The organism is Marinobacter sp. SS21 (assembly GCF_028369065.1).
Lineage (GTDB): Bacteria > Pseudomonadota > Gammaproteobacteria > Pseudomonadales > Oleiphilaceae > Marinobacter.
The window spans coordinates 50,920-71,397 of the sequence record NZ_JAQNDA010000011.1; the positions used below are offsets into that span (position 1 = coordinate 50,920).

Annotated in this window: 18 protein-coding genes and 1 tRNA gene; 13 read left to right on the forward strand and 6 right to left on the reverse strand. The window is 59.2% G+C overall.

Annotated elements, in window-relative coordinates:
* Positions 1-54: 54 nt before the first annotated feature.
* On the reverse strand, positions 55-894 hold the full coding sequence (locus N6L25_RS14505; RefSeq protein ID WP_271981642.1) for a sensor histidine kinase: 840 nt from the start codon (positions 892-894) through the stop codon (positions 55-57).
* A gap of 114 nt (positions 895-1,008) precedes the next feature.
* Between N6L25_RS14505 and N6L25_RS14510 the strand changes: the two genes are divergently transcribed.
* Positions 1,009-1,716, forward strand: coding sequence for a DUF6901 family protein (locus tag N6L25_RS14510; RefSeq protein ID WP_271981644.1), 708 nt, complete (start codon positions 1,009-1,011; stop codon positions 1,714-1,716).
* Here the strand turns inward: N6L25_RS14510 and N6L25_RS14515 are convergent.
* On the reverse strand, positions 1,713-2,090 hold the full coding sequence (locus N6L25_RS14515; RefSeq protein ID WP_271981646.1) for a PilZ domain-containing protein: 378 nt from the start codon (positions 2,088-2,090) through the stop codon (positions 1,713-1,715). The two genes, N6L25_RS14510 and N6L25_RS14515, sit on opposite strands and share 4 nt — an antisense overlap.
* A gap of 168 nt (positions 2,091-2,258) precedes the next feature.
* Entirely contained in the window at positions 2,259-2,543 is a 285-nt protein-coding gene (locus N6L25_RS14520) for a hypothetical protein (protein ID WP_271981648.1), read from the reverse strand.
* A gap of 261 nt (positions 2,544-2,804) precedes the next feature.
* On the opposite strand from N6L25_RS14520, the gene N6L25_RS14525 reads away from it, so the two are divergent.
* Genes N6L25_RS14525 through N6L25_RS14535 form a run of 3 tightly spaced genes read left to right on the forward strand, consistent with a single transcriptional unit; the run spans position 2,805 to position 7,522 of the window.
* Positions 2,805-5,213: a Lon protease family protein gene (locus N6L25_RS14525; RefSeq protein ID WP_271981650.1), complete on the forward strand. Its 2,409-nt coding sequence runs from the start codon at positions 2,805-2,807 to the stop codon at positions 5,211-5,213.
* A gap of 53 nt (positions 5,214-5,266) precedes the next feature.
* On the forward strand, positions 5,267-5,893 hold the full coding sequence (gene fixJ / locus N6L25_RS14530; protein ID WP_271981652.1) for a response regulator FixJ: 627 nt from the start codon (positions 5,267-5,269) through the stop codon (positions 5,891-5,893).
* A gap of 45 nt (positions 5,894-5,938) precedes the next feature.
* Complete coding sequence (locus N6L25_RS14535; protein ID WP_271981654.1) at positions 5,939-7,522, forward strand: ATP-binding response regulator; 1,584 nt, start codon at positions 5,939-5,941, stop codon at positions 7,520-7,522.
* 25 nt (positions 7,523-7,547) lie between these two features.
* Here the strand turns inward: N6L25_RS14535 and N6L25_RS14540 are convergent, their stop codons facing one another.
* Positions 7,548-8,426, reverse strand: coding sequence for a MaoC/PaaZ C-terminal domain-containing protein (locus N6L25_RS14540; protein WP_271981656.1), 879 nt, complete (start codon positions 8,424-8,426; stop codon positions 7,548-7,550).
* A 367-nt stretch (positions 8,427-8,793) separates the two neighbouring features.
* Between N6L25_RS14540 and N6L25_RS14545 the strand changes: the two genes are divergently transcribed.
* Both N6L25_RS14545 and N6L25_RS14550 read left to right on the forward strand, forming a co-directional pair.
* Positions 8,794-9,825 (forward strand): AraC family transcriptional regulator, encoded by a 1,032-nt coding sequence (locus N6L25_RS14545; RefSeq protein ID WP_271981658.1) that lies wholly within the window; start codon positions 8,794-8,796, stop codon positions 9,823-9,825.
* A 256-nt stretch (positions 9,826-10,081) separates the two neighbouring features.
* Positions 10,082-10,158: transfer RNA gene (locus N6L25_RS14550), tRNA-Asp, on the forward strand.
* A 302-nt stretch (positions 10,159-10,460) separates the two neighbouring features.
* Here N6L25_RS14550 and N6L25_RS14555 read toward each other — a convergent pair.
* Positions 10,461-11,516: an AraC family transcriptional regulator gene (locus N6L25_RS14555; RefSeq protein ID WP_271981660.1), complete on the reverse strand. Its 1,056-nt coding sequence runs from the start codon at positions 11,514-11,516 to the stop codon at positions 10,461-10,463.
* A gap of 123 nt (positions 11,517-11,639) precedes the next feature.
* On the opposite strand from N6L25_RS14555, the gene N6L25_RS14560 reads away from it, so the two are divergent.
* Entirely contained in the window at positions 11,640-13,712 is a 2,073-nt protein-coding gene (locus tag N6L25_RS14560; protein WP_271981662.1) for an oxidoreductase, read from the forward strand.
* A gap of 357 nt (positions 13,713-14,069) precedes the next feature.
* Positions 14,070-15,320, forward strand: coding sequence for a DNA repair protein (locus N6L25_RS14565; protein WP_271981664.1), 1,251 nt, complete (start codon positions 14,070-14,072; stop codon positions 15,318-15,320).
* A gap of 30 nt (positions 15,321-15,350) precedes the next feature.
* Here the strand turns inward: N6L25_RS14565 and N6L25_RS14570 are convergent, their stop codons facing one another.
* The gene (locus N6L25_RS14570) at positions 15,351-16,247 is read right to left on the reverse strand and encodes a DUF1853 family protein (RefSeq protein ID WP_271981666.1); all 897 of its coding nucleotides are present in this window, start codon (positions 16,245-16,247) and stop codon (positions 15,351-15,353) included.
* Positions 16,248-16,381: 134 nt separating this feature from the next.
* Between N6L25_RS14570 and N6L25_RS14575 the strand changes: the two genes are divergently transcribed.
* From N6L25_RS14575 to N6L25_RS14595, 5 genes are all read left to right on the forward strand, one after another.
* Complete coding sequence (locus tag N6L25_RS14575) at positions 16,382-17,266, forward strand: NAD(+) kinase (RefSeq protein WP_271981668.1); 885 nt, start codon at positions 16,382-16,384, stop codon at positions 17,264-17,266.
* 2 nt (positions 17,267-17,268) lie between these two features.
* A complete protein-coding gene (locus N6L25_RS14580) occupies positions 17,269-18,282 on the forward strand; it encodes a metallophosphoesterase (RefSeq protein WP_271981670.1) in 1,014 nt (337 codons plus the stop codon).
* Positions 18,283-18,284: 2 nt separating this feature from the next.
* Positions 18,285-19,148, forward strand: a complete 864-nt coding sequence (locus tag N6L25_RS14585) for a rhomboid family intramembrane serine protease (RefSeq protein ID WP_271981672.1) — start codon at positions 18,285-18,287, stop codon at positions 19,146-19,148.
* A 189-nt stretch (positions 19,149-19,337) separates the two neighbouring features.
* Positions 19,338-19,598 carry a YeaC family protein gene (locus tag N6L25_RS14590; protein WP_271981674.1) on the forward strand — a complete coding sequence of 87 codons (261 nt, stop codon included), beginning with the start codon at positions 19,338-19,340 and terminating at the stop codon, positions 19,596-19,598.
* 47 nt (positions 19,599-19,645) lie between these two features.
* Positions 19,646-20,443 (forward strand): DUF2797 domain-containing protein, encoded by a 798-nt coding sequence (locus N6L25_RS14595; protein WP_442915255.1) that lies wholly within the window; start codon positions 19,646-19,648, stop codon positions 20,441-20,443.
* Positions 20,444-20,478: the final 35 nt, after the last annotated feature.

The window sequence follows — 20,478 nt, forward strand, 5'->3', positions numbered from 1 at the left end:
TGCGTTCCTTGCGAGTAGGTGAGCGATCCTTCGGTTGTGGTCGGCGGTTGGAGGCTAGTCGTCCTCGCCTTCGGGTTGCTGGATCGGCAAGCAGACCCTGAAGCAGGTGCCTTGCCCCGGCTGCGAGCGGACTTCGATCGTCCCCCGATGCTTGTCGATGATGTTCTTGGACAGCGCCAGCCCCAAACCAGTCCCCTTGCCTACAGGTTTGGTGGTGAAGAAAGGATCAAACAGGTGCTGCAGGTGGTCCGGATCGATACCCGCACCATTGTCCTCCACTTCGAACCAGACCCCAGTGTCGGTGGTGCCGGTGCGGATATCGATGCGACCAAAGTGCTCCATGGCATGGGCGGCATTGACCAGCAGGTTCATGATGACTTGATTGATCTGGGGTAGGTTGCACTCCAGCAAGGGCACCTGGCCCAGACTGAGGTTCACCTGGGCCCGGTATTTCAGTTCATTGCTGACCACATTCAGTGTGGACTGGATACCCTGATGCAGGTCGTCCGGCTTGAAACCATCGTCATCCTTACGGGAGAAGTCCTTGAGGGCGGCAATGATCTTCTCGATCCGGGCGATGCCCTCAAGGGACTCGCCGAGCAGGTCATGAATATCGGACTTGAGGAAGTCGTACTCCACCTCCTCGCGGCGACTTTTCAGGGTGGCAAGCGAGTCCGCCTGATCGATCGCGTCCATTACCCCAAACAAGTCAAGTAGATAGGTGCGGAGGGTTTTCAGATTGGAATGGATGTATCCGATGGGGTTGTTGATCTCGTGGGCAACGCCAGCGGCCAGTTGGCCGATGGTCGCCAGTTTCTCCGACTGGAGCAGTTGCTTGTTCGCCTGGCTGAGCTGCTTCTCCAGCTCAGCTGCATGATCGTCCTGAGTTAGCATCGCGGCGGCCTTCATCCTAAAGTGGCTATAGACACCAGTGTAGACTACCCCGGATGAATGGTGGGGCGCCCAGGGCGTAAAGCCGCCACTCAGGGCGCCGGCCGGTGGAGAGAGATGACTAGCGAAATTACCTATCATATTGAACTTCACGATGGCGCCGTCTGGAGCCATTCGGTGCCGATGGCGGAGCAATCGGCAAGCGCATTGGCCGCCGAGGACGATAGCGGCGAAGACTGGACCCGTCTGGATCATCATCAATGCGAGCACTGCCCCCTGAGCACTGACCAGTACCGCGACTGCCCATTGGCGCTGGCGCTCAAGCCGGTATTGGCCAAAGCCGGGGCCGCCGCGTCTCACGACCAGGTGCGGGTTCGGGTGTCGACCGAAGCGCGGGATTACGCCAAGGAGTGCAGCATGCAGCGGGCTGTGGGCTCGTTATTTGGCGTGGTCAGCGCTTTTTCCGGATGTCCGCATACTCGCTTACTGCGCCCTTTGGCCCGTTTCCACCTTCCATTCAGCGTCGCCGAAGAAACCACGGCCAGAGTGCTAGGGATGTACCTGGCTGGGCAGTTCGTGCGGGCTCAGCATGGGCGGACGGCGGACTGGTCGCTCGCTGGCCTGAGAACGCAATATCAGAACCTTCGCAAGGTTAACCGGGGGATCAGTGCGCGGCTCAAGGAGATCACGATGCAGGACGCCGCGCCTAACAGCATGGTCTTGCTGGATGTGTTGGCGGCGGACGTCGAGTATGCGCTGGACATGTACGAGGGGGAGCTGGATCGCCTGTTCCGGGAATTTCTGGATGAGCCCGAGGCTTCCTAGCGCTTGCGACGACTGTAGAGGCCCTCAATTCGGGACAGGGCATTATCCACCGTACGGCAGTAGCTTCTTTTATCGCTGCAATAGCTGAATCGGATGCCAACCCTGAAGCCGGTCTGGAAGGGCCGGCAGTTCACAGCGCGTGCCGCCACACCGGAATGGGAAATGTACTTGCCGTCAAAATCCAGAAGGAGGCGAGCACCGGGATCGAGCGGCCTGGGAGAGAGTAGCGCCATGCCGTAGCGGTTCATGTCCAGGCAGCAGACGGTGGTTGGCTTCCGGCGGGTGCCAAAGAACGCCTGTTCCCGGACGTTGACGCTCAGACAGCGGGCTGAATAGCGGGTTTTGATTCGGCGATCCGCGACGACCGGCAACATTGGCGAATCCATGCTTATGATTGTTGTTGTGCGGTATTCGGTGCCTGGCCGTCAAGTTGGCATTCGATCCGCCCCCAGCCAGGACAGCAAGTCTAGGTCCTGGCTGGGGGCGGTGAAAGGGGCGATCGCAAGATTGTGATATCGGTCTCAGTTTACCGGCCGGTGGCGTCAGGCACTGGCATCCACCAGGCGACCGCGACGGTCCTCCAGCGGTGCGGATTCCCCGGTCTTCGGGTCGAGCAGTACTGGCCGACGCCGACTCTTGCGCTTGCGGCGGTCCGGGCCCTCGAACGGGTCCTGACGCCGGCGGCGGTCGGGTTGCAATCGTCGGTCCGTGACCCGGTCCGGTGGTGGAGCGCTGGCGCCATCGGCAGGGGGGGGGCGCTTGCCGGTGTCAACTCGGGGGCGATCAACAGTGCTTACGGGTTGGTAGGTGTTTCGATAGATGTCCAACTGCGGTGGTCCTCTGTACTGCCGGAATCCGGGCGGAGCCCGCGACCCGTGGCCGTTGTCTGATCATATCAGCTTGCTGATCAATTTATCGGCAATTCGCGGCAAAACTTGAGCCTGGGCGAGACAGCGGGGCGGGCAACTTCTACAATGTCGGGCCGGTTGCGTGGCCTTCGCTGTAAACCTTTGATAGACACGCTATTCTTTAGGGAGTTGTTCGAGACTTCCTGATTAACCAACCAACGCTCCAAACAGGACCGCACCTTGAAGGCATTGTCCCTGCATCAGCTTTACAAAGCCTGCGTACTTAAAGAATTTCCGTTTCGATCCACTCGCCAGCTTGAACCGTTGGCGGAAATCGTAGGCCAAAACCGTGCCCAGGAAGCGGTCCGCTTTGCCCTGGCCATGCCCCATGGCGGCTATAACGTTTATGCCGTGGGCAGGAACGGGCTTGGTAAGCGCACCATGATGCTGCGCTACCTGGAGCACCATGTGGATACCCGGCAGCAATGCCACGACTGGTGCTATGTCGCCAATTTTGAAGAGCCAAGGGTTCCCCGGGTTCTGAAATTGCCGCCGGGGCGGGGTAATCAATTGCGCCAGGATATGGAGCGGCTGATGGGGCGGTTGATGAAAATGGTGCCCCAGACGTTCGACAGTGATGCTTTTCTGGAGCGGGCGGAACAGCTGAAGGACGAGTTTGGTAAGAAGCAGGAAGAGGCGCTGGAAAAGGTCGCCAGTCAGGCTCGTCGTCACAATATCAGCCTGACCGTCACCACACCGGGCGGTTATCGGTTGGTGGCGATGAACGGTGAAGAGCCCCATACCGCTGAGAGCTTTGCGGCACTGCCTGAGGACAAGCGCGATAAGTTCGAGGAGCAGATCGACAAGCTCGAGAAAAAGCTGCGTCAGGTGTTGCGCAAGGTGGCCGATTGGGAACAGGAGTACGCCGAACGACAGCATGCGCTCAATCAGGAGACCCTGAATAGCATCTCCGGTCACCAGCTCGATGAACTGATCGAGAAGTATCGGGATCTTGAAGACGTGGTACGTTACCTGGAGTCGGTGCGGGAGGATTTGGCTGACAATCTCGACATCTTCCTGGAAGAGAACGACGAGCAGGCGGCCATTGCCTATGCGTCTCTGGACAAGAAGTTGCCACGGCGCTATCTGGTGAACCTGCTGGTGCATCAGAAGACCAATGAAGTGCCTGTGGTGGTGGAGGACAATCCCACCTATCACAACCTGTTTGGCTATGTGGAGAACGTCACCTTCAAGGGTTCGGTGTTCACCGATTTTTCCCTGGTTCGCCCCGGCAGCCTGCATCGGGCCAACGGTGGCTACCTGTTGATGGATGCCATCAAGGTGCTTGAGCAGCCATTTGTCTGGGACGGGTTGAAGCGGTCGTTGCGCGCCCGCTCCATGCAGATCAACTCCCTGGAACGGGAAATGACGCTGTCCGGCACCATCTCGCTGGAGCCGGAACCGATCCCGTTGGACGTGAAGATTGTTTTGTTCGGCGATCGGGAAACCTGGATGCTGCTGCAGGAGTACGATCCCGAGTTTTCCGAGCTGTTCCGGGTCACGGCGGACTTCGAGAACGAGATGGACCGCACCGCGGATAGCCAGCTGTTGTATGCCAAGTTCATTGCCAGCCTGTCCATCGACAAGCAGCTGCTGCACTGTGATCGCCGGGCGGTGGGGCGGATCATTGAACACAGTTCCCGGATGGCCGAACATCAGGACCGGTTGTCTCTACATGCCGCGGATATTGCCAACCTGCTCCGGGAATCAGACTATTGGGCCCGGCAGGCGGGCGGCACCATGATCGGAGCGGAACATGTGGAACAGGCCCTGGCCAGCGCCCGGTATCGCAGCAGCCGGATCCGGGACCAGTTTTACGAGTCATTGCGGGACGGCAGCACCCTGATCTCCACCACCGGCAAGCAGGTCGGGCAGATCAATGCGCTGTCGGTGGTGTCCACCGGCGGCTTCGAATTTGGCTTACCCAACCGCATTACCGCCACCACCTATTACGGCGGTGGCGATGTCATCGACATTGAGCGGGACGTCAAACTGGGGGGGAATATTCACTCCAAGGGCGTCATGATCCTCAGCGCCTGGCTGGCCTCCCGATTTGCGGTAACCGACCCCATGCATTTGTCAGCCAGCATCACCTTTGAGCAGAACTACGGTGAGGTGGATGGCGACAGTGCCTCGCTGGCGGAACTGTGCGCGTTGATCTCGGCGATTTCCGGGATTCCGATAAGGCAGGACCTGGCGATGACCGGGTCGGTCAACCAGTTTGGGCAGGTACAGCCAATCGGTGGCGCGAATGAGAAGGTGGAAGGGTTCTATCAAACCTGCCAGCTGATACAGAGCGTATCGACGCAGGGTGTGATTCTGCCCGCTGCCAATGTGCAAAACCTGATGCTCGACAAAGAGGTGCTGCAGGCGGTTCGGGAACGGCGGTTTTCGGTTTATGCGGTATCGACTGTCGAGGATGCGGTCGCCCTGTTGATGGGCAGACAGGCGGGGGAGCCGGACAAAAAGGGGCGCTTCCCGAAGAATTCCGTCTACGGCGCCATCCAGCAGCGGCTGGACAAGTTGCGGGAGCATGAGCGGCAGGAGCAGGCCGCCGTTCATGACAGCAAAGAATCAACGGTTCACTAGCGAGCCCGGGTATCAGACACACCCGACGGAACTCAATAATTGGAGACAAATCCATGAGCGACATCCAGCAAATCGTATACGTGGTGGAAGACGACGAGGCGGTCCGGGACTCGCTGGAGCTGCTTCTGAAATCGGATGGTAAGGCGGTGGCTACTTACGAGGGGGCAGCGGCCTTTCTGGCGGATTACTCGGAGGACATGGCTGGTTGCATCGTGCTGGACATCCGAATGCCAGGTATGGACGGCATGGAGTTGCAGAAAAAACTGAATGAACTGCACGCGCTATTGCCGATCATCTTTGTCACCGGGCATGGCGACGTACCCATGGCGGTGGATGCCATGAAAGAGGGGGCGGTGGATTTCATCCAGAAGCCTTACCGGGAAGAAGCCTTGCTGGAGAAAATCGAGGCGGCGCTGACGCAAGACCGGGAGCAGCGCCAGACGCTTGGCGAGCAGCAGGAAATTCTGCGCCGGGTTAAGACTCTAACGCCACGAGAATCGGAAATCATGGCGCGAATGATCGCCGGGCAAGCCAACAAGGTCATCGCCATTGAGCTGGAGATCAGCCAGCGCACGGTGGAAATCCATCGTTCCCGGGTCATGCACAAGATGGGCACCCATTCGCTGGCGCACCTGGTCCGAATGGTGCTGTCCGTAAAGGACCGTATCGACGTCGGCTGAATTCGCCGTCATGATGCGTCCATCTTCTCGACTGGTTGTGGTTTTATGAGTGAACAGGTGAGTGCCAGCACAGGTGCGACAGTGCTGCTGGTCGATGACAACCCCCAAAACCTCAAGGTGCTGTACGAGACCTTGAAGGACAAGGGCTATCGGCTGCTGATCGCCAATGACGGTGCCAAGGCGCTAACCCTGGCCCGGCGGGACAAGCCGGAAGTCATTCTGCTGGATATCATGATGCCAGAACTGGATGGTTACCAGGTGTGCCAGCGCCTGAAAGCCCATCCCGCCACGGCCGACTGCGCCGTGGTTTTCCTGTCGGCGCTGGACGATGTGGACGCCAAGGTCAAGGGCTTCAGCCTGGGCGGGGCGGATTATATCTCCAAGCCGTTCCAGGCCCAGGAGGTGATCGCCCGGGTAGGCACCCACGCCCGGGTCATCCGCCTGGAACGCGAACTGCAACAACGCAATCGTCAACTGGAAAATGATCAGAGCCGGATTCTCAATGCCATCAGTGAAGGCATCTATGGCCTCGATGCCTCTGGCGACATCATCTTTGCCAATCCCGCCGCGGAGCAGATTGCCGGCAGCAGCGCCGAAGCGCTGGTGGGGCGCAACTTCTTCAAGCTGCATTTCGGTTACGATTGCCAGTGCCCGGAGGTCTTGCAGAATGGAGACGTTCCGGTGAAGGCGACCTGCGACCTGGGGGTGCCGGAGCATCGTCGTGGCATCGAGATGTTGCGAGCCGATGGTTCCCGGTTCCGCGCAGAATATCGCTCATCGCCCAAGCTGGAACGCGAAGCGCTGTTGGGAGCCGTCGTGGTGTTCCGGGATATTTCCGACGAACTGGAGCGCGAGCGGGAACTTGAGTCGGCCCGCGAACTGGTGTCCCAGCAGCGCGAGCAACTGGCGCACGCGTCCCGCCTCACCGTGGTGGGGGAGATGGCTGCCGGCTTTGCCCATGAAGTTAACCAACCCCTGACCGCCATCACAAACTACGCCCGTGTTGCCAATCGCATTATGTCCGGCGAGCATGCGGATGAGGTCTTGTTGCAGGAAACTCTGGCAAAAATTGAAGCGCAGTCCCATCGGGCCAGCGAGGTCATAAGGCGCATTCGCCAGTTTGTTAAGAAACCGGTGACCGGAAAAGAGGTGGTGTCCATTGCCACCCTGCTGGAGGACACCCGTCAGTTTGCCGAGGTGGACGTGCGCAACAACGAAGGCGGTATTGAGATTGAGGTCGAAGAACCGGTGCCGGAGGTGTCCGCTGATCCGGTCCAGGTCCAACAGGTTGCCCTCAACCTGATCCGCAATGCGCTGGAAGCGACCCGCGCCGCGGGGTCATCGCAACCGGTCATGGTCTCCGCCAGATTGACCGGGCAAGGGTGTGTTCGAGTGGAGGTCACCGATCACGGTATCGGTCTGCCGGAAGACGCCGAGGATCAGCTGTTCCTGCCGTTTTTTACCACCAAGCCCGATGGCATGGGCATTGGCTTGCCGATGTGTCGCTCGCTGATTCAGGCCCAGGGGGGCGATATCGGCTTTGAGCGTCCCGCCCAGGGCGGAGCACGCTTCTTTTTCACCCTCCCGTTGGCCGTCAACAGCGCGCGGGCGGTCTCAGGGGCCTCGTGAGAGAGGCCCCGGTGTTCCTTAAGCTTTAATCCTTCAGCCAAATGATCTCGCCGCTCAGGTGCGGAGCGTTGCCTTGGCTGTCCAGCAGCTGGTAGTCCCACTGGCCTTCCGCCTGGCGCCAATTCAGTTGCGCATTCCCCGGCAAAAAGAACGGCTTCTTGAAGTTACAGGTCACGGTGACCGGCCCTTTCTGCCAGCCCGGTTGTTGTTCCAGTTGCGCCACCGCGTGGGCCTTGCTCCACATACCATGGGCGATGGCTCTTGGGAAGCCGAAGGCCTTGGCGGTCAGGGCGTGAAGGTGAATCAGATTAAGATCGCCCGAGACCTTGCCATAGCGGCGTCCCAGATTTTCCGCAGCAGAGACGCTCAGGGTGTTGGGGTAGCGCTCCAGCTCCGGTTTCTTGTCTGCCGGTTTCCGAGCGGCCCCGGCTGAGGCCTGGCGGAACAGGTTGGTGCTCACTTCTTCCCACACCAGGGTGCCGCCCGAACGGGCTTCGGTAACCAGATCGAACTCCAATCCGCGACTGGTGTGGTTTTCGCCATCAAGCCGAACATGAATATCCAGGCGCTCTCCCACGCCAATGGGGCGATACTGGGTGATTCGGTTGCGCAGGTGCACCAAACCAAGCAGTGGCAGCGGGAACTGTTTATCCGTTAACAGTTTCAACTGCAGCGGGAACGCCAGAATGTGGGGCCAGGTGAGCGGTACGGAAGTATGGGGGGCGAAGCCGCAGACCGCGGTGTAGCGTGCCAGGTTGGCGTTGTTGGTGGCGACGCCAATCAGATCCGCGGTCAGGGCGGGTAGCGCCTTGCCGCCGGTTGGGCCGGATTTTGGCATGACGGCCCGGCTGTACATCGGCCACAGCCCTGGTGGTTGGTTCTTGAAGGTGTAGGTGTTTGTCATCCTGTCCCGTCTCCTGGGTTGAGAAGCATTGGAAATCTGGTACAACTGTGCGAATGTGGCCTGATATGCGCTAAGATACTTGTGAAAGCGCCTGAGTCTGGCAAACTCGTTTTTACTGGGCAATGACTTGGCGTACTGACCCCAGAGTCGGAAAGGCCAAACGATTTAACCAAGGAGCCTCTGAGCACGACCAGACAAGCCTCTGGCGACGCGTCGGAAAGACGCTCTAAACCTGCCAGGCGCTCGCTGTAGCGCCTGGCAGGGGGCAAGGGTTTTCCTGCGGGATCGCCGGCGCTTACGGGCTAAGGCCACGTAAAGGCGCTCCAGAGGATGACAGAGACTCCATAACAACTACAAGCGGGATAATATGCAGGAACTTCGCGATGCGGGTGTGATGTTGCGCCTGATTTACGAGGCGATGAAGAAACAGGGAATTGATACGGATGCCATATTTACCCGGCTGGGTGTGGATGAGGAATACGTATACACCGAGCAACTTCGAACACCGCACAACGCGCAGCTGTATTTTTGGCAGGTTGTTGAAGATGTTTCCGGCGATCCGGATGTCGGTCTGACGCTGGGTCAGTTACTGCCGCCTTATAAGGGCCAGGTGCTGGAATATCTTTTTCTGAGCAGTCCCACCTTTGGTGAGGGGCTACGGAGGGCCTTGAACTACCAACGTCTGTTGAGCGACGCAGCCAACACGGCATTCCTGATTGAGGGCGACGAAGCCTGCCTGGTACTGGATACCGCATCCGAGGAGGTCCGACGGCTCAGGCATTTCAACGAATGTTTCGTGCAAGGCATGGTGACTTCCTTCAAGTCCATCACCGATAACCGCTTCCACCCCTCCCGTATTGAGTTTGAGCATGAGCGGCAAGGTGGCCACTCTAAGGTTCGCGATACCCTGGGTTGCGACGTGGTGTTTGGCGCCGAAGAGAATCGGCTGTATTTCCCGGTTGAAATGCTGTCCTACGCCTCGCCTCATGCCGAGCCGGAGCTGCTGGATCTGCACGATCGTTTCGCCAGCGAGCAAGTGGCCCGGCTGGAAAAGAAGGACATCGTCGGGCAAGTGGAGCGTATCGTTGCCGAGCTGCTGGACAGTGGCGAGGTCACGCTGGACGCGGTGGCCGAACGGTTGGAAATCAAGCCACGAACTTTGCGCACCCGCCTGACGGAAGCGGAAACCAGCTTCAACCAGGTGCTGGCGGACTTCCGTTACCGGCTGGCGAGGCAATTGCTGGCCACCACCGACGAGTCCATCGATGAGATTGTCTACCTGACAGGCTTTTCTGAGCCCAGCACCTTCTACCGCGCCTTCAAGCGTTGGTCTGGGATGACGCCAATCGAGTATCGCAAGACCGCACAGGGTAAGGATGCGATGGTTGACACCATGTGATGGTGGCGACCGTTGGCGGTGAGGGCGAGGAGGGATTTCGGTTCTGCAAAGCCTGATTTTTGAGGTGCGAAGCCGGGTTATTAAAGTGCGAAGTGGGTTTTCTAAAGCGCGAAGTGAGTTTTCTAAAGAAAGTTGCTAAAAAACGTTGACACTTTGGGAGCCGGCTTTATAATGCGCCCTCGTTGTCACCAAACAGTCATCGCCAGATGGCTTGCGATCCAGACGGATTGCAGTAGCAGAGGTGGCAGCACAGCGCGGAGCGGTAGTTCAGCTGGTTAGAATACCGGCCTGTCACGCCGGGGGTCGCGGGTTCGAGTCCCGTCCGCTCCGCCATTTTTTCCTTCTTCCCGTGTTCCCATTCCTGTACTAAATTCCCATATCAGCTTCTCGTTATTAAAACTCCTGAACTGTTCTGGTCGTGTGTTGTCGGTCGGGCGTTGTCATTGAATTGTCATGCAGATGTCATAGTCTTGGTAGTGTCTGATGCCGGCGAGCCATTCGGGCTCCATGGCGACACAAGGAGGATCTCCGTGATGCTGGACTACGAAGAAGAGCTCATCGAGCGTTGCAACGAAGAATACGACGATGATGATCTGCCCGATGACGCCACGGAATTGTAAACGGCCGCAGTGACTTTACTCTGAGCCGGTTTGGCGGACTGCGCGCCGGTGCTCCCCGGGTGGGGTGTTGAACCAGCGTCGATAGGCCTTGTGAAAGGCTGCCGGCCCTGAAAAGCCCAAGAGCCAGGCGATTTCCGCCAGTGACAGGTGGGTTTCGCGAATGTAATCCAACGCCAGTTCCCGCCGGGTCTCATCAAGCAGTTCGCGGTATCCGCTGTGCTGCTCCGCCAGTTGCCGCTGCAAGGTCCAGGGCGTCAACCCCAGTTCTGCGGCAATCGCACCCAACGTTGGTGGCGCACTCTCCAGCAGTGGGGGCAGCTTCTCTTTCACCCGGTCCTTGATGGACCAGCCCTCACGTATTCGTTTCAAGCTCTGTTCACATTCCGCTATCCGCTGCCTGTGAGTTGCCGGCTGCGCTTGCAGCGACCTCAGCGCACTGATGCCTGGGGCCAGCTGGAGAGCATTCTCGCTGGCGCCAAAGAGCACCGGGCAATCGAACCAGGTCTCGAAGGTGGATTCCAGCCCTTGAGAAGGGTATTCAATCGTTACCCGTTCCAGCACCCGGCGCTGCCCACTGAGTTCGCGTAGCAGCTGAGTCCAGCTGGCCAGCACCGAATCCACGACAAAGTAATTAAAGGCGTTGTAAGGGCGAATCGAATAAAACTGTGCCCGGGCGTCGGCCAGGTCCATGCTGGGGTGGCCCCGGCTGTTCCGGCTGTTGAGCAGGGAGAAGCGGATCAGCGTTGCCAGGGCCTGGCCCGTGGTGGCTGCAGTCATCGCCGCAAACCCGGCGTTGCCGGCATCAACAGCGCGTGTCATGGCGCCCATGGTCAGGCCCAGGGCCGGATTTCCAGTCAGTTCGATGGCCGCGTGCCCCAGGCGCATATAACGCGGGATGCTGATTCGCGCGTCCGCTGAGGTCATCAGTGTGTCACCCAGACCGAACTGCTGTTGCAGCAGGCTGGCGTCCTGGCCTTCGGCCTGTACCGCCCGCAATAGCACGGAAACGTAAAGGGTGCTGATATCGCCCAGGGTATTGCGGCGTTTTGGGTTGGGAAGGCTGGGAGTCATCTTGTCCGACAAGTCGTATTTGGATAATAAAATGTTATTTCAGGATATTGAGCGGGGCAAGTATGCGGGGTTAACGTATCTCCTCTAACGATAACGGGCCAGGCCCAGCAAGTGGAGAACACGATGAGCGAGATCAAGCCAACCCCCGGATTGACCAAGTACCCGAACCTGCTGGAGCCTCTGGATCTGGGCTTCACCAAACTGCGCAACCGGGTGCTGATGGGGTCGATGCACACCAATCTGGAAGAAGCCAACAACGGTTTCGAGCGTTTGGCGGCGTTCTACGCGGAGCGCGCCCGCGGTGGAGTCGGCCTCATCGTGACCGGTGGTATCTCGCCCAACGAAGAAGGCGCGGTGTTCCAGCACGCCGCCAAGATGGAGACCGAGGCCGAATCCGATCAGCATCGGGCGATCACCGAGGCGGTCCACCAGGAGGGCGGCAAGATCTGCATGCAGATTCTGCACGCTGGGCGTTACGCCTATGCGCCGACGCTGGTCGCGCCATCGGCGATCCAGGCCCCCATTAACCCCTTTACCCCCAAGGAGTTGGACGAGGCCGGCATCGAGAAGCAGATTTCCGACTACGTGAACTGCGCCGCACTGGCCCAGCGCGCCGGCTACGACGGTGTCGAGATCATGGGCTCGGAAGGCTACTTCATCAACCAGTTTATCGTCTCCCACACCAACCATCGGACCGACGGCTGGGGCGGCAGTTATGAGAACCGGATTCGCTTGCCGCTGGACATTGTTCGCCGGGTCCGTGAGCGGGTCGGTGAGGAATTCATCATCATCTACCGCCTGTCGATGCTGGACCTGATTGAGAACGGCAGCACCTGGGAGGAAGTGGTTCACCTGGGCAAGGCCATTGAGCAGGCCGGAGCCACCATCATCAATACCGGCATCGGCTGGCATGAGGCCCGGGTGCCCACGATTGCAACCTCGGTGCCCCGTGGTGCCTTCAGCGAAGTGACCGCGCGTCTTAAAGGCGAAGTCAGCGTTCCGTTAATCACCACCAATCGCATCAACATGCCGGACGTGGCAGAGCAGATTCTGGCTGAGGGCCATGCCGACATGGTCTCCATGGCGCGGCCGTTCCTGGCCGACCCTGAGTTGGTGAACAAGGCCGCCGAAGGTCGGGTGGAAGAGATCAATACCTGCATTGGCTGCAACCAGGCCTGTCTGGATCATACTTTCGAGGGCAAACTGACGTCTTGTCTGGTGAACCCCCGGGCCTGCCACGAGACGGAGCTGGCCTACATCAAGACTGCCCAGCCCAAGTCCCTGGCCGTAGTGGGTGCGGGACCGGCCGGTCTGGCGTTTGCCACCGTTGCCGCGGAGCGCGGCCATCGGGTCACCCTGTTCGACGCTGGTAGTGAGGTGGGCGGACAGTTCAACGTTGCCAAGCGCATTCCTGGCAAAGAGGAGTTCTATGAAACCCTGCGTTATTTCCGGGTGATGCTGGAAAAGCATGGCGTGGATGTTCGCCTGAATACCCGGGTGGATGTCGACGATCTGCTGGCCGCGGGTTTTGACGAGGTGGTGTTGGCCACCGGTGTGGCGCCACGGACTCCCGAGATCGAGGGTATCGATCATCCCAAGGTGATCGGCTATCTGGATGCGATCCTGGGCCGCAAGCCCGTTGGCCAGAAGGTCGCGGTGATTGGTGCCGGCGGCATCGGCTTCGATGTGTCGGAGTTTCTGGCGCACCAGGGGCCGTCCCCGTCGCTGGATACGGCTCACTTCATGAAGGAGTGGGGGGTGGATCTGAGCGTAGCGGCCCGCGGGGGCGTCAACGGGGTCGCCCCGCAGCTGCCGGAAACGGCGCGCGAGATCTATTTGCTGCAGCGTAAGGCGTCCAAGGTCGGTAAGGGGCTCGGCAAAACCACGGGCTGGATTCATCGTACGTCGCTCAAGCACCGCGACGTTCAGATGGTTCCCGGAGTGAGCTATCGCAAGATCGACGATCAGGGCCTTCACATCACGATTACACCGAAGGGCGCCGAGCAGGGACAGGAGCGAGTGCTCGATGTGGACAGTATCGTTATCTGTGCCGGTCAGGAGCCACTGCGGGAGCTTCAACAGGGGCTTCAGGACGCCGGCGTTCCAGTCCACCTGATAGGTGGCGCGGATGTCGCGGCGGAACTTGATGCCAAGCGCGCCATCAATCAGGGCAGCCGTCTGGCCGCGGAAATCTGACGGCAGCGTCGGCGAGCTTTGCGTTAACGCCCTGAAAAGCCCGGGGGAGCGATGGTTCCTTCCGGGTTTTTTGTTTTTCAGAGGCTGCTTGGTGCCAGTTACTAAAATACACTTTCCCAATGCAACATTTTTCCAATTGTCTGCCAGAATAGGGGCAGCGTAGTATTGAACCCCGGAGGGCCGGCAACCTGCCGCGCTGGTACCGGCCTCCATCCCCGAGTTTGGCGAGTTGTCTGGCAAGTGGCTTTCCCTGTGGCAAGTGTTTGCCGGGAAGTCTGCTCTTTACCAGGCGGCCATAGGTTCAGTGAAAGACAACCGGCGTCAGACCGGTTTCGACGATTCTGTTGGGAGTAGGCAATGGGCTCTGCCGACCAGGCAAGCGAAGGGTATGCAGCGGTCTTTTTCATGAGTGGCGCCCAGGTTTCCCGTCAAATGCGGGATTCCGAGTTCGGTGCCTTCCTGGATGGCTATGTGGGGTTGTCCGACCTGGCGGATACCGATGTCAAGGCGGTCTACGTCACCCTCAGTGATGAGCTGTTGATTCAGGCCATGGTGTTTTTCCGCATCTACTTCGATGAAGAAGGGCGAGCGGACAGTCACTGGAATTTGCCCATTGAAGAGATGGCCAAGGCAGGCGCCAAGGGGCCGGACCTTGGGGGCGGTCCCATCCGTCTGGTGTGTCGCAGTCAGTGCCCGGCCAAAGGGGTGGCGGACGATCTCTGGGACCCTGATATGTCACCGGGGCAGAATCAGTTTAACGCGATCCGCAAGGCGGTTGAGGCGAATTCGCTGAAGTTTCAGAAAAAGGTTGAGGTGGTACCGGAGGTGGATATCCCGGTGCTGCAGGCAGAGCCGGCGGCGCCTCCCGCGGCCCCAGACCAGAACGCCGAACGGACACGCCTGGCGCAGCTGCTGCGGGAACATCGGCTGCGAATCAAAACGCTGCAGAGCGTGCACCGGGATGCCCTTGCCGACACCCGGCGGGAGCATCGGCTGGATCTGAAGGCGGCCCAGAACGAAATCGCCGAACTGGAACAGAAAGATGAACGGCTGCGGTTGAGTAACGAGCAGTTGAAGAAGCGGTTGGCCGAGCGCAATGAGCAGTACCTGATCCTGCAGGAGCAGCTTGCCCATAGCAATGAAGTCGCCGAGCAGGATACCCAGACCCGCAGTGCCGAAGCCGTGTTGCTGGCGGAACAATTGGAGCGGAAGCAGCGTGAGCTGGAAATGCGCGACGAAAAAATTGTGGCTCTGGAGCAGGAGCTGCATGAGCTTCGTAACCGCGAGCCGCCGGAACAGACCGTGTTGAAGGAGCTGCAAGAGCAATCCGTGTTCCTCGTGGCCTACCACGCCGGCATGGGCCATATGACGCTGCCGTACGAAGATATCGAGGCTTACTTCCAGAACCCCACCGCGTACGCCGCAGACAAGTGTGGGTTGAACGAACCCGCCTATTTGGAGTGGCTACAGCACTACGAAAATCCCGTGTGCCGGCACCAGAACGAGAACGGTGATGATTGTGGCGAACCTGTCATGCGGGTGAGCCAACCGTCCGAGTTTCAGCCGGGGCGGGATGATCGTTGCGAGTCGCACCGGCCCGTGAGCTAAGGGCAGCGAACCTGGGGCACCCTTCGATGATCATGGCAAACCTGGCCATGAGTCCGGCACCACAAACCAGCGACTGACCTCCTCATACCCCAGGCCATCGTGACGAGGCTGCATGCGGGCGAACAACGTCGGCCGGAGCTGGGCGGCGATGGCCGCCAGGGCTTCTTTCGTCCGCCGTCTGTCCGGGGCCTGTCGGGACTGGTAGGCGCCAAGCCAATGGGGCTTGTGCAAAGGGGTCCATTGGGACGTGTCGTAGTCCTTCAGCTGGCTGTGATGCAGCCAATATCCGAAGTCATGGGCCGGGTTGATCCAGCCGGGCAGGGTCGGCGGGCTCGCGCCTGGCTGGGCGAACAGATTGCCCAGCATCACCAGCGCCGGCGCCACCGGCTCCCGGAAACCGTGCTCCTGCAATTGCCTGAGGGTTTCCGGACGTTCGGTCATGGTGCACTGGTGCTCCAGCATACGGTCGGTCTTGAGGTCCAGGCGGTCACGGGCGTTGGGGCCGTACCAGAGCAGGCTATTGCCGTCATCGTGGGACAAGTAGAATTTGACGGCGATCTCATGGTGTTCCAGCCCGCCGGTATGGGGGTTGCGGACGAGGAAATCCAGCTCGCCCAGGGTGCGTCCCTGGTCGTTTCTGATGGCGTGATTGCGCAGCAGCACCGGCCAGCCCAGGAGGTCGGCCAGCAGGAAATGGTATAGTTGTTCGAAGTAGTGGCCCAATCGATGGCTCTGGCTGCTGTCCAGGTGACTCAGCAGAGGTTCGGGCGCCAGATCCAGTCGCTTCAAGCGCTCAGGGGTCTTTGCTGGTAACCAGTTGCCAACATGGAATACCGGGCCGCGGCGTATCAGTGTGGGCGCCCGGCACAGCCATGCCAGATGGCGAACGGCTGGTGTATGCCAGAAATGATCGTTGTCGAGGCGCATGTTGTTTGTGCGATTCTCCGGCTACGGGTTGAGGCAACGGTTTTCAGAAATCCCCGGATTTTCGTTAAGATGATGATAACAGCAGCCTCCGTTCGGCGCCGAGGCTGGAATCGATGTCACCCACAGGACTCTACATGGACCAATTCAGAAATATCGGCGTGATCGGGCGGATGGGCAGTGTGAAGGTTGTCGAATCCCTGCGCCAGCTCAAGCAGTATCTGATGAGAGAGAACTATCACGTCATCATGGAGGAAGATACCGCCAGCATGCTGCCCGGCCATGGCCTTCAGGTAGCGAGCAAGAAGCTGATCGGCGAAATTTGTGACCTGGTGATAGTGGTGGGTGGCGATGGCAGCCTGTTGGGGGCAGCCCGTGAGCTGGCGAAATCCAACGTTCCCTTGCTAGGGGTCAACCGGGGTCGGCTGGGCTTCCTCACCGACATTTCCCCGTCAGACCTGGAGGAGCGACTCAGTCAGGTGCTGGCCGGCGATTACATCGAGGAAAAGCGTTTCCTGCTGGATGGCAGTGTCGAGCGCAACGGCCAGTCCCTGGGCTTTGGTGCGGCACTGAACGACGTGGTTCTGCACCCGGGTAAATCCACCCGTATGATCGGATTCGATCTGTTCATAGATGGCCATTTCGTCTACAGCCAGCGCTCAGACGGTTTGATCGTGTCGACCCCCACCGGTTCCACCGCTTACTCCCTCTCGGCGGGTGGTCCCATCATGCACCCAAAACTGGACGCCATCGTGCTGGTGCCGATGTTCCCCCATACCCTCAGCAGCCGGCCAATCGTTGTCGATGGCAAGAGCGAAATCAAACTGGTCATCGGGGAGACCAACGAGGCTTATCCGCAAGTCAGTTTCGACGGACAGATGAACATTGCGTGTGCTCCGGGTGACATCATCCGGATCACCAAAAAGCCCTTTAAGATCCGCCTGATTCATCCGACGGACCATAACTTCTACGCCACATGCCGGAACAAACTGGGATGGGCCAGCGAAATAGCAGCGAGTTGATCATGGCAGTACAACACTCCTCCGCCAGTCGCGGATACGACATCATCGGTGATGTGCACGGGTGCGCCCATACCCTGATCCGGTTGCTCGAACAGATGGGTTATCGGAAAATCAATGGGGTCTACCAGCATGACCGGCGTCAGGCCATTTTCCTGGGCGACATCGTCGATCGCGGTCCCCGCATTCGCGAGGCTCTGCACCTGGTTCGGGACATGGTGGAGCACGGTTCGGCCCGTATCGTCATGGGCAACCACGAATACAATGCGCTCGGCTACTGTACCCGGGCGCGTTCCGGCAGTGGCAAGAAGTGGTTGCGGGATCACAACCCACGCCACGACCGGCTGATCCAGGAGACCCTGGACCAGTTCGAACACTACCCACAGGAATGGACCGATTTTCTTGAATGGTTCTACACCCTGCCGCTGTTTATCGAGGAAGATCATTTCCGGGTTGTGCATGCCTGCTGGGATGACCGGTTGATCCGCCAGTTCCATCAGGCCCAGGGTGGCGCCTGCATCGACGAGGATTTTCTGCATGCCTCCTCGGCCATCGAGTCGTTCGCCGGTCAGGTGATGGATACCCTGCTGCGGGGCACCGATCTGCGCCTGCCGGAAGGTATTTCCATTACCGGTAAAGATGGCTATGTCCGGGAATTCTTCCGCACCAAATTCTGGGCGGACAAACCGCGTACATACCAGGACGTGGTCTTCCAGCCGGACCCCCTGCCGGCAGCGGTGGCGGACCGTGAGCTGGTGTCGGCTGAACTCAAGCAGCTGATTTGCTACCCGCAAACCGACCGCCCGGTGTTTGTTGGTCATTACTGGATGGAGGGCATGCCTGCGCCCATCCGGTCCAACGTCGCCTGCCTGGACTACAGCGCGGTGAAATACGGCAAGCTGGTGGCTTATCGAATGGACGATGAGCGCGAACTGTCAAAGGACAAGTTTGTCTATGTGGAAGTGGAGAAGCCGGAGCAGACCGACGATCCCTACACCGAAGACAGTGTCGCGAGGTAGTTTTGTACCGGATCAAGCAACTCGATACTGATATCAATCTGGCGGGCTTCAGCCAATGGCTGCGGCATCAGGGGGTCAATCACCGGATCACCGCGGAAGGGGATTGCCAGGTGCTCTGGCTGGAGAACCCGGATTACACCGAGCCGGTGCTGGACGCCCTGAACCGGTTTTTGAACGAGCCCCAATTGCGCGACAAGATCAATCAACAGGGTGCCGCGCCGGTGTTCCGGGAAGGGCGGTGGCAGCCGTCCCCACGTCATGCGCCGTTGGTGCTCGGTGTGATTGTGATTGCGGTAGTGCTTGCCTGGGCCACCGGTCTCGGTTCCGGCTTGTTGTCTGCTTCTCTGATGATAGTGGACCCCCGGCTGTATGGATGGGGGACGCTGGCGGAGCGGGTGGCGGCGCTGTCCGATACCTTGATGGCTGGGCAGATCTGGCGCCTGTTGACACCGGATTTTCTGCATTTCAGCTGGCCCCACGTTATTTTTAATTCGGTGATACTCTGGTTTCTCGGCAGTCAGGTGGAATGGTTCGACGGCCGCAGCCGCATGCTTGTGCTGTTCGTGGTCACCAGTCTGGTCGCCAACAGCCTGCAGTATTTCAGTTCCGGGCCGTTGTTTGGCGGCTTGTCCGGCGTCGTCTATGGAGTGCTTGGGTATTGTTGGCTGAGCCAGCGTCGATTACCCCGGTTCCAGTTTCCACCCGCGCTCATTGTTGTGGCGGTGGTCTGGATGGCGATCGGGTTTACACCTCTGCCAGAATGGTTGGGTATTGGTCGTATGGCCAACGAGGCCCACCTTGGCGGTTTTGTGGCAGGTCTGGCAATGGCCGGGCTGTGGCCGCCACGCCCTCAGCGACGCGTTTGAGGCGTTGCTGCATAAAAAAAGCCCCACCAAAAGGTGGGGCATAAATGAGCTGAATTAGCTCCTGATGAGAGAGACCAAATGCTAACGACCGTTGTCATTTGGTGAGATAATGATAATTGTTATCATTTAGTTTGGTCAACCCCAATTTTGGTTTTAATTCACAAAACCGGAATCGAGCAGGAAAATGTGATGACTTACGAAGACCTGATTGCACGAATGGACCCGACGGTATACCGCAGCCTGCGCCAGGCCGTCGAACTTGGCAAGTGGCCGGATGGCCGGGTGCTGAGCAAGGAACAGCGGGCCATCTGCATGGAAGCGGTCATCTATTATGAGAACACCCGAGAGGTGCCGGAAGCGGAGCGGGTTGGCTTCCTTGACCGCAGCAAGAACGACGGCAGTAGCTGCGGGCCGGACAGTGATGCAGCCCCCATTCGTATCCTGAACTGAGGTGTGGTTTGACTGCTGTTGTTGATGTGACCGGCCGACTACGGAAGATGCCGGCAGAGCCGGACCAGCCGATACAATATACCCTGAAAGTGGGCGACACCCGTTTACCGCTGAATGACTTGATTGGTCGTGCGATCCAAATCGATTACGACGGTGTCATTCGCTGTATTCACTGCGACCGCAAGACCAAGAAAAGTTTTGGTCAGGGTTACTGCTTTCCCTGCTTCCGTAAACTGGCGGCTTGCGACAGCTGCATCGTCAGTCCAGAGAAGTGCCACTACCACGAAGGCACCTGCCGGGAGCCGGAGTGGGGCGAAACCCACTGCATGATCGAGCACGTGGTCTATCTCGCCAACTCGTCCGGGCTCAAGGTAGGGATAACCCGCGGCACACAGATTCCCACCCGCTGGATTGACCAGGGCGCGGTGGCGGCACTGCCGATAGTGCGGGTGTCCACTCGCCAGCTGGCGGGATTTGTCGAGGTGATCTGCAAGCAACATGTGGCGGATCGGACCAATTGGCGGGCCATGCTCAAGGGCGGTGTGGCCGAGCTTGATCTGGCGGCAGAGCGGGATCGTCTACTTGACCTGATTCGCCCGGAATTGGATGCGCTGCGCCAGGCCCATGGCGAGGTGGCGATTCGCGAGGTGGACGAAGCCGGACTGAGTCTCAGTTATCCGGTGCAGGTCTGGCCGGACAAGGTCAAAAGCCATAACCTTGATAAAACACCTTCGGTGACCGGTGTCCTGCAGGGCATCAAGGGTCAGTATCTGATGCTGGATACCGGAGTGATCAATATTCGAAAATTCACAGCCTATGAGGTTCGATTCCAGGTGCTTGCCTGATCGCTCCTCTCGGTGAGTGTCCCCTCTGTCATCCG

Bases quoted from the DNA above. Each gene is read 5' to 3' on its own strand.
- N6L25_RS14505 (WP_271981642.1), bottom strand. From the start codon at position 894: ATGCTAACTCAGGACGATCATGCAGCTGAGCTGGAGAAGCAGCTCAGC.
- N6L25_RS14510 (WP_271981644.1), top strand. From the start codon at position 1,009: ATGACTAGCGAAATTACCTATCATATTGAACTTCACGATGGCGCCGTC.
- N6L25_RS14515 (WP_271981646.1), bottom strand. From the start codon at position 2,090: ATGTTGCCGGTCGTCGCGGATCGCCGAATCAAAACCCGCTATTCAGCC.
- fixJ (WP_271981652.1), top strand. From the start codon at position 5,267: ATGAGCGACATCCAGCAAATCGTATACGTGGTGGAAGACGACGAGGCG.
- N6L25_RS14535 (WP_271981654.1), top strand. From the start codon at position 5,939: ATGAGTGAACAGGTGAGTGCCAGCACAGGTGCGACAGTGCTGCTGGTC.
- N6L25_RS14540 (WP_271981656.1), bottom strand. From the start codon at position 8,426: ATGACAAACACCTACACCTTCAAGAACCAACCACCAGGGCTGTGGCCG.
- N6L25_RS14545 (WP_271981658.1), top strand. From the start codon at position 8,794: ATGCAGGAACTTCGCGATGCGGGTGTGATGTTGCGCCTGATTTACGAG.
- N6L25_RS14555 (WP_271981660.1), bottom strand. From the start codon at position 11,516: ATGACTCCCAGCCTTCCCAACCCAAAACGCCGCAATACCCTGGGCGAT.
- N6L25_RS14560 (WP_271981662.1), top strand. From the start codon at position 11,640: ATGAGCGAGATCAAGCCAACCCCCGGATTGACCAAGTACCCGAACCTG.
- N6L25_RS14565 (WP_271981664.1), top strand. From the start codon at position 14,070: ATGGGCTCTGCCGACCAGGCAAGCGAAGGGTATGCAGCGGTCTTTTTC.
- N6L25_RS14570 (WP_271981666.1), bottom strand. From the start codon at position 16,247: ATGCGCCTCGACAACGATCATTTCTGGCATACACCAGCCGTTCGCCAT.
- N6L25_RS14575 (WP_271981668.1), top strand. From the start codon at position 16,382: ATGGACCAATTCAGAAATATCGGCGTGATCGGGCGGATGGGCAGTGTG.
- N6L25_RS14580 (WP_271981670.1), top strand. From the start codon at position 17,269: ATGGCAGTACAACACTCCTCCGCCAGTCGCGGATACGACATCATCGGT.
- N6L25_RS14590 (WP_271981674.1), top strand. From the start codon at position 19,338: ATGACTTACGAAGACCTGATTGCACGAATGGACCCGACGGTATACCGC.
- N6L25_RS14595 (WP_442915255.1), top strand. From the start codon at position 19,646: ATGCCGGCAGAGCCGGACCAGCCGATACAATATACCCTGAAAGTGGGC.